The 13,006-nt window shown below is 73.1% G+C and carries 11 protein-coding genes; 6 read left to right on the forward strand and 5 right to left on the reverse strand.

The genetic code is table 11. The features are described from left to right. The first annotated feature begins 45 nt into the window (after nt 1–45). The 6 genes from aceE to ACYVHQ_RS04170 all read left to right on the forward strand — a co-directional run bounded on the left by aceE (nt 46) and on the right by ACYVHQ_RS04170 (nt 7,780). On the forward strand, nt 46–2,772 hold the full coding sequence (gene aceE / locus ACYVHQ_RS04145; RefSeq protein WP_460510868.1) for a pyruvate dehydrogenase (acetyl-transferring), homodimeric type: 2,727 nt from the start codon (nt 46–48) through the stop codon (nt 2,770–2,772). 8 nt (nt 2,773–2,780) lie between these two features. Continuing rightward, complete coding sequence (locus ACYVHQ_RS04150; RefSeq protein ID WP_460510869.1) at nt 2,781–4,055, forward strand: PucR family transcriptional regulator; 1,275 nt, start codon at nt 2,781–2,783, stop codon at nt 4,053–4,055. Between the two features lie 126 nt (nt 4,056–4,181). Further along, on the forward strand, nt 4,182–5,105 hold the full coding sequence (locus ACYVHQ_RS04155) for an ACP S-malonyltransferase (RefSeq protein WP_460510870.1): 924 nt from the start codon (nt 4,182–4,184) through the stop codon (nt 5,103–5,105). Beyond that, complete coding sequence (locus ACYVHQ_RS04160; RefSeq protein ID WP_460510871.1) at nt 5,102–6,118, forward strand: beta-ketoacyl-ACP synthase III; 1,017 nt, start codon at nt 5,102–5,104, stop codon at nt 6,116–6,118. The genes ACYVHQ_RS04155 and ACYVHQ_RS04160 overlap by 4 nt, the downstream gene beginning before the upstream one ends. Nucleotides 6,119–6,207: 89 nt before the next feature. Further along, nucleotides 6,208–6,456: an acyl carrier protein gene (locus tag ACYVHQ_RS04165; RefSeq protein ID WP_460510872.1), complete on the forward strand. Its 249-nt coding sequence runs from the start codon at nt 6,208–6,210 to the stop codon at nt 6,454–6,456. Between the two features lie 85 nt (nt 6,457–6,541). Continuing rightward, nucleotides 6,542–7,780, forward strand: a complete 1,239-nt coding sequence (locus ACYVHQ_RS04170; RefSeq protein WP_460510873.1) for a beta-ketoacyl-[acyl-carrier-protein] synthase family protein — start codon at nt 6,542–6,544, stop codon at nt 7,778–7,780. Between the two features lie 99 nt (nt 7,781–7,879). Here the strand turns inward: ACYVHQ_RS04170 and ACYVHQ_RS04175 are convergent, their stop codons facing one another. The 5 genes from ACYVHQ_RS04175 to ACYVHQ_RS04195 form a co-directional block, all read right to left on the reverse strand. Next, nucleotides 7,880–8,416 carry a DUF3145 domain-containing protein gene (locus ACYVHQ_RS04175; protein WP_460510874.1) on the reverse strand — a complete coding sequence of 179 codons (537 nt, stop codon included), beginning with the start codon at nt 8,414–8,416 and terminating at the stop codon, nt 7,880–7,882. Nucleotides 8,417–8,539: 123 nt separating this feature from the next. Then, complete coding sequence (locus ACYVHQ_RS04180; protein WP_460510875.1) at nt 8,540–10,174, reverse strand: bifunctional 3'-5' exonuclease/DNA polymerase; 1,635 nt, start codon at nt 10,172–10,174, stop codon at nt 8,540–8,542. A 103-nt stretch (nt 10,175–10,277) separates the two neighbouring features. Continuing rightward, nucleotides 10,278–11,132 (reverse strand): DUF1684 domain-containing protein, encoded by an 855-nt coding sequence (locus tag ACYVHQ_RS04185; RefSeq protein WP_460510877.1) that lies wholly within the window; start codon nt 11,130–11,132, stop codon nt 10,278–10,280. Next, the gene (locus tag ACYVHQ_RS04190) at nt 11,129–11,773 is read right to left on the reverse strand and encodes an FMN reductase (RefSeq protein ID WP_460510878.1); all 645 of its coding nucleotides are present in this window, start codon (nt 11,771–11,773) and stop codon (nt 11,129–11,131) included. The genes ACYVHQ_RS04185 and ACYVHQ_RS04190 overlap by 4 nt, the downstream gene beginning before the upstream one ends. Next, nucleotides 11,770–12,909: an LLM class flavin-dependent oxidoreductase gene (locus ACYVHQ_RS04195; RefSeq protein WP_460510879.1), complete on the reverse strand. Its 1,140-nt coding sequence runs from the start codon at nt 12,907–12,909 to the stop codon at nt 11,770–11,772. Before ACYVHQ_RS04195 ends, ACYVHQ_RS04190 begins: the two co-directional genes overlap by 4 nt. Between the last annotated feature and the right edge of the window lie 97 nt (nt 12,910–13,006).

The following is a 13,006-nucleotide window of genomic DNA, read 5'->3' on the forward strand; positions in this document are numbered from 1 at the left end:
GCCCGGACCGGGCGTCGGGGCTCCAGACGATGATTGAGGTCAACGGTGACGTTTGACGACCAGGACCCCCGCTCGGTCGAGGCGACCGACCAGGACCCCCAGGAGACCGCCGAGTGGCGCGAGTCCCTCGAAGGACTCGTCCGGGACCAGGGCCACGAGCGTGCGCGCGAGATCGTGCAGAGCGTGCTCAAGCGCTCGAGCGAACTGCACCTCGGCGTGCCGATGGTCCCCACCACCGACTACGTCAACACCATCGCCGCGGGCGACGAGCCCGAGTTCCCGGGCGACGAGGAGCTCGAGCGCCGCTACCGCCGGTGGATCCGCTGGAACGCCGCCGTCACCGTGCACCGCGCGCAGCGCCCCGGCATCTCGGTCGGCGGCCATATCTCGACCTACGCGTCGAGCGCGGCCCTCTACGAGGTCGGCTACAACCACTTCTTCCGCGGACAGGACGCCCCCGGCGGCGGCGACCAGATCTTCTTCCAGGGCCACGCCTCCCCCGGCATGTACGCCCGCGCCTACCTCGAGGGCCGCATCGGCACCGACGACCTCGACGGCTTCCGCCAGGAGAAGAGCCGCGCCGGCCACGCGCTGAGCTCGTACCCGCACCCGCGGCTCATGCCCGAGTTCTGGCAGTTCCCGACGGTCTCGATGGGCCTCGGCCCGATCAACGCGATCTACCAGGCCCAGCTCGCCAAGTACCTCACGAACCGCGGCATCAAGGACGCCTCCGACCAGCAGGTCTGGGCGTTCCTCGGCGACGGCGAGATGGACGAGGTCGAGAGCCGCGGTCAGCTCCAGGTCGCGGCCAACGACGGTCTCGACAACCTCAACTTCGTCATCAACTGCAACCTGCAGCGCCTCGACGGCCCGGTGCGGGGCAACGGCAAGATCATCCAGGAGCTCGAGAGCTTCTTCCGTGGTGCCGGTTGGAACGTCATCAAGGTCGTCTGGGGCCGCGAGTGGGACGACCTGCTCGCCCGCGACACCGAGGGCGCCCTGCTCGACCTCATGAACAGCACCCCCGACGGCGACTTCCAGACCTACAAGGCCGAGAGCGGCGCCTACGTGCGCGAGAACTTCTTCGGCCGCGACCCGCGGGCGCTGAAGCTCGTCGAGGGCTACACCGACGACCAGGTCTGGAACCTCAAGCGCGGTGGCCAGGACTACCGCAAGGTCTACGCCGCCTTCAAGGCCGCGGCCGAGCACAAGGGCCAGCCGACGGTGATCCTGGCGAAGACGGTCAAGGGCTACGGCCTGGGCCCGTCGTTCGAGGGGCGCAACGCGACCCACCAGATGAAGAAGCTCACGCTCGACAACCTCAAGCAGTTCCGCGACGAGATGCGCGTCCCGATCAGCGACGCGCAGCTCGAGGCGGACCCGTACCTGCCGCCCTACTACCACCCCGGCGAGGGCGACGAGGCGATCGAGTACCTGCAGGAGCGCCGCCGCGCGCTGGGCGGGCACGTCCCGGAACGCCGCTCGAAGTACACGCAGGTCCCGCTCCCCGAGGAGAAGACCTACTCCGTGGTCAAGAAGGGCTCGGGCAAGCAGCAGGTCGCGACGACCATGGCCTTCGCGCGCCTCCTGAAGGACCTCCTGCGCGCTCCCGACTTCGGGCACCGCATCGTGCCGATCATCCCCGACGAGGCGCGCACGTTCGGCATGGACGCCTACTTCCCGACGTCGAAGATCTACAACCCCAAGGGGCAGCACTACACGTCGGTCGACCGCGAGCTGCTGCTGGCCTACAAGGAGAGCCCCCAGGGGCAGATCCTGCACGTGGGCATCAACGAGGCGGGCGCCTTCGCGGCCTTCACCGCGGTGGGCACGTCGTACTCGACGCAGGGCGAGCCGCTCATCCCGGTCTACGTCTTCTACTCGATGTTCGGCTTCCAGCGCACGGGCGACGCCATGTGGGCGGCGGGCGACCAGATGGCGCGCGGCTTCATCATCGGAGCCACGGCCGGCCGCACGACCCTGACCGGCGAGGGCCTCCAGCACGCCGACGGCCACTCGCTGCTGCTCGCGTCGACGAACCCGGCGGTCGTGTCCTACGACCCCGCCTACGGCTACGAGATCGGCCACATCGTGCGGGCCGGCATCGAGCGCATGTACGGCGGCGAGCACCCGGACCCGAACGTCATGTACTACCTCACGGTGTACAACGAGCCGCTGCAGCAGCCGGCCGAGCCCGACGACCTGGACGTCGAGGGCGTCGTGCGGGGCATCTACAAGCTGCGCGCGGCCGAGAACCTGGGCCCGCGCGCCCAGCTCCTCGCCTCGGGCGTGGGCGTGCCGTGGGCCCTCGAGGCCCAGCAGCTGCTCGCCGACGACTGGAACGTCGCCGCCGACGTCTGGAGCGTCACGTCGTGGAACGAGCTGCGCCGCGACGGCCTCGAGGCCGACGAGCACAACTTCCTCCACCCGTCCGAGGAGCCGCGCACGCCCTACGTGACCCAGGCGCTCCAGGGCGCCGAGGGCCCCGTCGTGGCCGTGAGCGACTTCATGCACGCGGTCCCGGACCAGATCCGTCCCTTCGTGCCCGGTGACTACCTGACGCTCGGTGCGGACGGGTTCGGCTTCTCCGACACCCGGGCCGCCGCCCGCCGGTTCTTCCACATCGACGGGCCGTCGCTCGTCGTGCGCACGCTGCAGGCCCTGGCCCGCCGCGGCGAGGTCGACGCGGCGGTCGTGCAGCAGGCGATCGACAAGTACCGCCTGCACGACGTGGCGGCCGGCACGAGCGGCGTGGCCGGCGGGGAGAGCTGACCCGGTCCGTGAGCACGACGCGAACGCCGGGCGGGGCCGCAGGGCCCGGCCCGGCGGACAAGCAGCGCACGTTGGCGTGGCTGCGGGCGGTCTCGGGAGAGCTCGCGACGCTGACGATCACCCGCCTGGAGGAGACACTGCCCTGGTACGGCGACATGCCGCCGGGGCGGCGCTCCGCCGTGGGCCTCGTCGCCCAGGCGGGCATCACCTCGTTCATCAGCTGGTTCGACGACCCGAAGAGCACGCCGTGGATCGCTGCCGACGTCTTCGGCGCGGCCCCCCGTGAGCTCCTGCGCTCCGTCAGCCTCACCCAGACGCTGCAGCTGATCCGGGTGACCGTCGAGGTGGTCGAGGAGCGCGTCAAGGACGGCGACGACTCGGTGCGCGAGGCGATCCTGCTCTACTCGCGCGAGATCGCCTTCGCGGCCGCCGACGTCTACGCGCGGGCGGCCGAGGCGCGCGGGCTCTGGGACGCCCGGCTCGAGGCCCTCGTCGTCGACTCGATCCTCAGCGGCGAGTACGACGACGAACTGCCGAGCCGCATCGCGGCCCTCGGCTGGCACGGCCACGGCGAGGTCTCCGTGCTCGTCGGCAACACCCCTCGCGTGCTCGACGTCGACGTGCTCCGCCGGACCTCCCGTCACCTGGACGCCGACGTGCTCATCGGCGTGCAGGGCAGCCGTCTCGTCCTCGTCATCGGTCGCGCCGAGAGCGACGGACCGTCCGAGGGAGCCGACGACGACCCGGCGGTCGAGTCGGTGCGTCGCCCCTCCTTCACGGAGATCGCGAAGGCCCTGGAGCCCGGCTTCGGCGAGGGCCACCTCGTCCTGGGGCCGGCGGTGCCGAGCCTGGTGGAGGCGTCCGGGAGCGCCAAGGCCGCCCTCGCGGGCTTCGCCGTCGCCCGCTCCTGGCGCAACGCGCCCCGCCCGGCGCTGGCCGACGACCTCCTGCCCGAACGGGCCCTCGCGGGCGACCCCCTGGCCCGCGCCACCCTCGTCACCAAGGTGTACCGGCCGCTGAAGGCGCACTCGACCGAACTGCTCACCACGCTGTGGTGCTACCTCGACAACGGCCGATCGCTCGAGGCCACGGCCCGCGAGCTCTTCGTGCACCCCAATACGGTGCGCTACCGACTGAAGCGCGTCTCCGAGGTCATCGGCTGGGACGCCACCGGGGCCCGGGAGGCGCTCATCCTGCAGTCGGCCCTCGTCCTCGGCTCGATCGCGGACCCGGAGGCCCAGTCGGCCCGCCGTCGTCAGCCGCGCCCGTCACGCGCACGCTGAGCACGACGCCCTCGAGGTCCGGCCCGCGTCCACCGGCACGCCCGTGGTGGACTCCTCCAACGACTCGCCGGTTCTCCTGTGGTCGACCTCCACCGGATCGCTCCCCCGGCTTGGCATGATGGTCCGGTGATCGTCGTCCTCGCGCCCGGACAGGGCTCCCAGACCCCAGGATTCCTCGACCCGTGGCTCGCCGAGCCCGGCGCCCGCGAGACCCTCGGCCGCTGGTCGGAGGCCGCCGGCACCGACCTCGTCGCGCACGGCACGACCTCCGACGCCGAGACCATCCGCGACACCGCCGTGGCGCAGCCGCTCATCGTGGCCGCCGGGCTCCTCACCGCCCGGGCCCTCTTCGCGCGCGTCGACCGGTCGCGCATGACGGGGGTCGCCGGTCACAGCGTCGGCGAGTTCACCGCCGCGGCCGTCGCGGGCGTCCTCGACGAGGACGACGCGGTCGCCCTCGTCGCCGAGCGGGGTCGCGCCATGGCCGCCGCCGCCGCCGAGACCCCCACCGGCATGAGCGCCGTGCTGGGCGGCGACGAGGCCGAGCTGCGGACACGCCTCGACGAGCTGGGCCTCGCCCCCGCGAACCACAACGGCGGCGGCCAGCTCGTCGTCGCGGGCGCGCTCGACGCCCTCGCCGCCCTCGCCGAGCAGCCGCCGACCCGGGCACGAGTCGTGCCGCTCGCCGTCGCCGGCGCCTTCCACACCACCTACATGGCCTCTGCCGTCGAGCGCCTGCGCACCGCCGCGGCGCCCGTCGCGGTGGCCGACCCGACCACGACGCTCTGGACCAACGCCGACGGCTCCGCCGTCGCCTCCGGCCGCGCGTTCGTCGACCTGCTCGTCGGCCAGGTGTCGTCGCCCGTGCGCTGGGACGCCGTGATGCGGTCCTTCGAGGCAGCGGGCGTGACCGGCCTCGTCGAGCTCGCCCCTGCCGGTGCCCTCACCGGCCTCGCCAAGCGCGGACTGAAGGGCGTCCCCTCGGTCGCCGTGAAGACGCCCGACGACCTCGCGGCCGCCGTCGACCTCCTCGAGGGAGCAGCATCATGACCCGGACCCTTCCCCAGCTGAAGCAGACGACGGGCGTCGAGTTCACCCGCATCTTGTCGCTCGGCGCCGCGCGCGGCGAGCTCGTCGTGCCGAACGACGACATCGTCGGCCCGATCGACTCGTCCGACGAGTGGATCCGTCAGCGCACGGGCGTCGTCACCCGCGTCCGCGCCTCGCGCGACGTGCACGTGATCGACCTCGCCGAGCAGGCCTCGAAGGAGGCCATCGAGAAGGCCGGCATCCGCCCGGACCAGATCGGCATCGTGCTCGTCTCGACGATCTCCGGCGGCGTCGCGACCCCGTCCGTCGCCTCCCTCCTCGCCGAGCGGGTCGGCGCGAACCCCGCCGCTGCCTACGACATCTCGGCGGCGTGCGCCGGCTACGCCTACGGCATCGCCCAGGCCGACTCCTTCATCAAGTCGGGCCTCGCCGAGCACGTGCTCGTCGTGGGGGCCGAGAAGCTCAGCGACCACATCGACCCGACCGACCGGAGCATCTCGTTCCTGCTCGGCGACGGCGCGGGCGCGGCGGTCGTCGGCCCCAGCGACGTGCCCGGCATCGCGCCGACGGTCTGGGGCTCCGACGGCTCGAAGTGGGACGCCATCCGCATGACGAGCACGATGCAGGAGTACCGCGAGGGTGCCGGTTCCGTCGCGTGGCCGACGCTGCGCCAGGAGGGCCAGACGGTCTTCCGGTGGGCCGTCTGGGAGATGGTGAAGGTCGCCAAGCTCGCGCTGGAGCGCGCCGGCGTCACCGCCGACCAGCTCTCGGCCTTCGTGCCGCACCAGGCCAACATGCGCATCGTCGACGAGTTCGCCAAGCAGCTCGGCCTCCCCGACACCGTCGCCATCGGCCGCGACATCGCCACGACGGGCAACACGTCCGCCGCGAGCATCCCGCTCGCGACCCACCGCCTGCTGCAGGAACAGCCCGAGCTGAGCGGTGGACTCGCCCTCCAGATCGGCTTCGGCGCGGGCCTCGTGTTCGGCGCCCAGGTCGTCGTCCTGCCCTGATCCCACCCACGCGCGCCGCGCCCTGCGGCGCGCACGACCTGGGTAGGATCGACCCCGGTCATCACGAACACCCCTAGGAGAAGAACACCATGGCACAGTCCACCGAAGAAGTCCTCGCCGGCCTGGCCGAGCTCGTCAACGACGAGACCGGCATCGCGACCGACACCGTCGAGATGGACAAGTCGTTCACCGACGACCTCGACATCGACTCCATCTCGATGATGACCATCGTCGTCAACGCCGAAGAGAAGTTCGACGTCAAGATCCCCGACGAAGAGGTCAAGAACCTCAAGACCGTCGGCGACGCCGTGAACTTCATCACGAAGGCACAGGGCTAGACGTCCCCCTCGACCGGCCGGCCCCTCGGGCCGGCCGGTCGCCTCGTCGGGCGATCCGTCGCCCACCGTTCCCAGGAGCACCGTCATGACCAAGAAGATCGTCGTCACCGGACTCGGTGGCACCACGCCCCTCGGCGGCACCGCCGCCGAGAGCTGGACCGCACTCCTCGCCGGCGAGTCCGGCATCAGCACGCTCGAGCACGACTGGGTCGCGAAGTACGACCTGCCCGTGACCTTCGCCGGTCAGGCCAAGGTCCCCTCGGCCGACGTGCTCGACCGCCGCGAGGTCAAGCGCCTCGACCCCTCGAGCCAGTTCGCCCTCATCGCGGCCCGTGAGGCCTGGGCCGACGCGGGCTCCCCCGAGGTCGTCCCCGAGCGGTTCCTCGTCGACTGGGCCACCGGCATCGGCGGCGTCTGGACGCTGCTCGACGGCTGGGACACCCTCCGCGAGAAGGGCCCCCGCCGCGTCCTCCCGATGACCGTGCCCATGCTCATGCCCAACGGGCCGGCCGCCGCGATCTCGATGGACCTCGGCGCTCGCGCCGGGGCCCGCACGGTCGTCTCGGCCTGCGCGTCGAGCACCGAGTCGATCGTCAACGCCTACGACCACCTCCAGGCGGGCCTCGCCGACATCGTCGTCGCCGGCGGTTCGGAGGCGGCGACGCACCCGATGCCCCTCGCGTCGTTCGCCGCCATGCAGGCCCTCTCCCGCCGGAACGACGACCCGGCCACCGCGTCCCGCCCCTACGACGTCACGCGCGACGGCTTCGTGCTCGGCGAGGGCGGTGCCGCCCTCGTGCTCGAGACCGAGGAGCACGCGCTCGCCCGCGGCGCCCGCATCTACGCCGAGCTGATCGGCGGCGACGTCACGAGCGACTCGTACCACATCACCGCACCCGACCCCGAGGGCTCGGGAGCCGCGCGCGCCGTCGTCACCACGCTCGAGCGGGCCGGCGTGGAGCGCGACCAGGTCGTGCACGTCAACGCCCACGCCACGAGCACCCCGGTCGGCGACATCGCCGAGTACCGCGCCCTCAAGCGCGTGTTCGGCGACCACACGTCGAAGCTCATCGTGTCGGCGACCAAGTCGTCCACCGGGCACCTGCTCGGCGGCGCCGGTGCCGTCGAGGCGCTCTTCACGGTCAAGGCCCTGCACGAGCGCGTCGCCCCGCCGACCATCAACGTGACGCAGATGGACGAGGAGATCGACCTCGACGTCGTCGTCGGCGAGCCCCGCGCCCTGCCCGAGGGCGACATCGTGGCCCTCAGCAACTCGTTCGGCTTCGGCGGGCACAACGCCGTCGCGGCGTTCCGCGCCGTCTAGGGCGGGCGGCCCGGCGCGATCCGGGCCGGCGCACGGCGAAGGCCGGCACCCCGCGGGGGTGCCGGCCTTCGCCGTGACGGGAGGTGCGTCGGCGGCGGGTCAACCCACCTTGTGCAGCCAGACGACGGGGTTGCCCTCGCCCGACCAGCGGAACGGCTCCAGCTCGTCGTCCCAGGCCTGCCCGAGGGCGAGCCGCAGCTCGCGGTGCAGCTCGACCATGTTGCTCCCCGCGACGTCCATCGCGTACCGCACGCGGTCCTCCGGCACCACGGCGTTGCCCGCCGCGTCGGTCTGCGCGTAGAAGACGCCGAGGTCGGGGGTGTGCATCCACCGGCCACCGTCCCAGCCGGGGCCCGGGTCCTCGGTCACCTCGTAGCGCAGGTGGTCCCAGCCCCGGAGGGCAGAGGCGATGCGGGCGCCCGCGCCGGGCTCGCCCTCCCAGGTGAACTCCGTGCGCTGGGCGCCCTGGAGCACGGGCTGGGGCACCCAGGCGAAGTTGACGCCGTGCCCGAGGGCACGACCGACCGCCCACTCGACGTGGGGGCACAGCGCTCGAGGGGCCGAGTGCAGGTAGAGCACTCCCCTTGCCGTTGCAGTGGTCACGGTTCCTCCATCCGTCAGGTGCGACTTCCCCATCGACCTGCGTGCACGGAACCGAGCATGTGAAGTTGTACGGCTGTCGCCGCTGCAGCGATCATCGCAGGTGGCCGCGCGGCATCACAACCGTGCAACGACTGTGAACCGCCGCCCGACCTGGTGCTAGCTCGCCTGCCCGTAGTCGCGGACGACCTCGACGGTGAGCGGGAACGTCAGCGGGGCGTCGCCGAACAGCAGGCGCCCGGCCTCTGCGGCGGACTCGCGCACGTCGTCGGCCACGGCGTCGGCGAGGTCGTCCGGCGCCTGGACGACGACCTCGTCGTGCAGGAAGAACACGAGCCGCGCACGGCCCTCCCCCGCGGCCTCGCGTGCCCGGAGACGACGGCGGAGGACGCCGAGCCAGCACAGCGCCCACTCGGCAGCGGTGCCCTGCACGACGAAGTTGCGGGTGAAACGGCCCCACGCGCGCGCGTCGCCGTCGACGGGTGGCCCGGCCGTCTCGGGCGGGAACGCCTCCCGCGCCGCGGCGTCGCCGGGGCGGGGCGAGCTGCGACCGAGCAGCGTGCTCACCACGCCGCCCTGCTCGCCCGTGCGCGCGGCCTCCTCCACGAGCGCCATCGCGCGCGGGAAGGCCCGGGCCAGCCTCGGCAGGAGGCGGCCGCTCTCACCGCGCGTGGCACCGTACATGGCGCCGAGCATCGCCCCCTTCGCCTCCTGCCGGGTGGCCACGGCACCACTGCTCACGATCCCCTCGTACAGGTCGCCCGCCCCGGCCGAGGCCATGGCCGGATCACGGGCGAGGCCCGCGAGCACGCGCGGCTCGAGCTGGGCGACGTCGGCGACGACGAGCACGTGGCCGGGGTCGGCCACCACGGCCGCGCGCACGGCCTTCGGCAGCTGCAGGGCGCCCCCGCCGCTCGACGCCCAGCGACCGGTGACCACGCCTCCGGGCACGTACTCGGGTCGGAAGCGACCACCGTGGACCCACTGGTCCAGCCAGGACCACCCGTGGGCGACGAGCAGGCGCTGCAGCTTCTTGTACCGCAGCAGGGGTCCGATGGCGGGGTGCTCGTGCTGCTGCAGCTCCCACTGACGGGTGGAGGACACCGGGACGCCCGCGCGGCGCAGGGAGCGCACCAGGTCGGCCGGGGAGTCCGGGTTGAGCTGCGGGTCGTCGAGCGCCACGCGCACGCGCTCGAGCTCCTGCTGCATGGCCGGGGGCCGCTGACCGGCGGCGGGGCGAGGTCCGAGCAGCTCGGTGAGCAGCCGGTCGTGCACCTCGACCGACCACGGCACGCCGGCGTCGTGCATCTCGGCCGCGACGAGGGCTCCGGTCGACTCGGCCGTGAGGAGCAGCTCGAGCCCCGCCCGACCGGGGCTGGACTCGACGGCCGCGCGCTGTCGCCGCAGCTCGGCGAGCGGGTCGGGCAGCGACTCGGGCTCGACGACCACGAGGGCGTCGGTGGCGACCGGCGCGGACTGCGGGGCGTCCCACGGACCCCGGCGCGCACCGTGCAGCTCGCTGCCGACGGTCGCGGCCGAACCGCGGAGGATCGCGTGGCAGAGCCGCAGGTCGAGGCACCGGCCCAGCTCGACCCCGGCGGCGAGCAGGCGGGGGTACCAGCGGGGCGTGTCGTCCCAGGCCCAGCGCGGCGCCGTGGTGGCCTCGCGCCGTCGGACCTCGTCGATCCAGTCGTCGTCCGGGACCACGACCGGCTCCCCGAGCGCACGGCCGGCGGCGTCGAGCTCGGTGAGCTCGACGTCGCCCGTCGGCAGGCGGTGCAGCAGCGTGATCACGAGGTCGATCCTGTCAGGTGCCACCGACCGGGCCGGGCGCGTCGCGCCTCCTGCGTTCGGCCTCCTGCTCCTGGGCGAGGTGGGACGACGACCCGGGAGCGGATCAGTGCAGCGGACGGCCCTCACGGTCGAGGACGTGCCGCTCGCCCGCCTCGATCGGCACCGTGAAGCGGTTCTGCGCCGGCGGCACCGGGCAGTTGAAGGCGTACGAGAAGGCGCACGGCGGCAGCACGGCGCGGTTGAGGTCGAGCACGATCGTGCCGTCGCCCGCCGGGACCGGGAAGAGGAACCGGCCGACCGAGTAGCTCCCGTCGCCGTTGGTGGCGTCGCCGAAGACGAGCTGCAGCCGGTCGCCCGTGCCGCTGGGGAAGGCCGCCAGCTCGTAGGGGGTCCCGTCGCGCTCGAAGCGGATCAGGCCCGGCAGGGGCTTGGGCCGACTGAGGTCGAGGTCGGCCTGGTGCCGCACGTCGACCTCGGTGCCGGGCTCGGTGGGCACGAACTCGGCCGTGATCACCCAGTCGGGGTCGTAGGGGTAGGCACTGATCGACCCGAAGCGCTGCACGCCCTCCGAGGCCGAGTCCCACACGCGCAACGCGGCGCTCGAGCCGTCGTCGTCCGTGACGACCGTGCCGGTCGTGGTCGCGCCGAAGCGGACCCGGCCCGGCACGACGGCGTCGTCGGGGGCGACGAGCACCGTCCCGTCGACGAGCTCGCCGTCGACCTCGACGCCGTCGGCCGCCTCGGCGGTGAGCAGGAGGCCCGTGCCCACGGCCGGCGCCGGAGCCCACCGGCCCGGCACGCCCCAGACGGGCTGCTCGTGGTCGATCCACTGCGTCTGCACGAGCGCGAGCGGTCCCGTGGGGCCCGTCACGTGCGCACGGCGCAGGGCGTGGAAGCGGTCCAGCTCGGCCTGGCCGGAGGCCCGGACCGCGTCGGCGGGATCGGTGGCGGTGCTCACGACGCGTCCCCGGAGAGGCGGCGCAGCTGCTCCTCGAACGGCACGACGGACTCGAAGGGGTCCTCGCGGACGGTCTCGTGCCGGTGCACGAGCTCCGCGAGCTCGGCGGCGGCACGGTCGAGGCGCTCCCCGAGCCCGCTGGCGACGTCCGTCCCGGCGGCACCGGCGTCACCGCCCCAGTCCTCGCTCGCGGCGAAGACGGCCGTCGGCACGACGACCGCGCGCAGGTAGGCGAAGAGCGGGCGCACGGCGTGCTCGAGAGCGAGGCTGTGCCGGGCCGTGCCGCCCGTGGCACCCAGCAGGACGGGCGTACCCGCCAACGCCGTGGGCTCGAGCACGTCGACGAACGACTTGAAGAGGCCGCTGTAGGAGGCGGAGAAGATCGGGGTGACCGCGACGAGGCCGTCGGCGGCCGTGACGGACCGCTGCGCGGCGGCCAGCGCCTCCGGCGCGAAGCCCGTCAGCAGGTGGTCGGTGACCTCGTGGGCGAGGTCGCGCAGCTCGACGACCTCGACGGAGACCTCGTCGCCGAGCGCCCCGAGTCGGCGCACGGCCGCCTCGGTGAGGCGGTCGGCGAGCAGCCGGCTCGACGAGGGGACGGACAGGCCCGCGCTGAGGACGACGAGGTGCTTCGTGGTCACGCGGCGACCTCCTGGCCCGCGGCGGGCCTCGCGGACGCGGCGTCGGTGCTCGCCGCCGCGTCGCGCGCGGCGACGAGCGAGGCGTGCGAGGGCGCGTCGGGCACGTGCTCGGGACGGCCCTGCGCGAGCTCCCGGCGCAGCACCGGCACCACGTGCTCGCCGAGCAGCTCGAGCTGGTCGAGCACCGTGCCGAGCGGCAGGCCGGCGTGGTCGATGAGGAACAGCTGGCGCTGGTAGTCGCCCACGTAGTCCCGGAAGCCCAGCGTGCGGTCGATGACCTCCTGCGGGCTGCCGACGGTGAGCGGCGTCTGACGGGTGAAGTCCTCGAGGCTCGGGCCGTGGCCGTAGACGGGGGCCTCGTCGAAGTAGGGGCGGAACTGCCGCACGGCGTCCTGCGAGTTCTTCGCGAGGAACACCTGGCCGCCGAGGCCGACGATGGCCTGGTCGGCCCGCCCGTGTCCGTGGTGCTCGTACCGCGAGCGGTAGAGGTCGACCATCTGCTTGGTGTGCGACGGCGGCCAGAAGATGTGGTTCGCGAAGAAGCCGTCACCGTAGTAGGCCGCCTGCTCGGCGATCTCGGGGCTGCGGATGGAGCCGTGCCAGACGAAGGGCGCGACGTCGTCGAGCGGGCGGGGCGTCGCGGTGAAGCCCTGCAGCGGGGTGCGGAAGCGGCCCTTCCAGTCGACGACGTCCTCGCGCCAGAGGCGGTGCAGCAGCGCGTAGTTCTCGATGGCGAGCGGGATGCCCTGGCGGATGTCCTTGCCGAACCAGGGGTAGACCGGGCCCGTGTTGCCCCGGCCGAGCGTGAGGTCGACGCGACCGCCCGAGAGGTGCTGCAGCATCGCGAAGTCCTCGGCGATCTTCACCGGGTCGTTCGTCGTGATGAGCGTCGTGGCCGTCGACAGCTGCAGGCGCTCGGTCTGCGCGGCGACGTAGGCCAGCAGCGTGGTGGGCGACGAGTTCACGAAGGGCGGGTTGTGGTGCTCCCCCGCGGCGAAGACGTCGAGCCCGACCTCCTCGGTCTTCTTCGCGATCGCGACCATGGCCTGGAGGCGCTCCGCCTCGGTGGGGGCACGCCCCGTGGTCGGGTCCACGGTGATGTCCCCGACGCTGAAGACGCCGATCTCGACCTGCATGCTGTCCACCTTCGCTCGAAACTGCATGCGTTCGCATGCAATCGTGCCAACGGTACGCGCCGCCCGGGCATTCCCGCGGACCCGGCCGGGCGGGTCG

The organism is Frigoribacterium salinisoli (assembly GCF_054781095.1).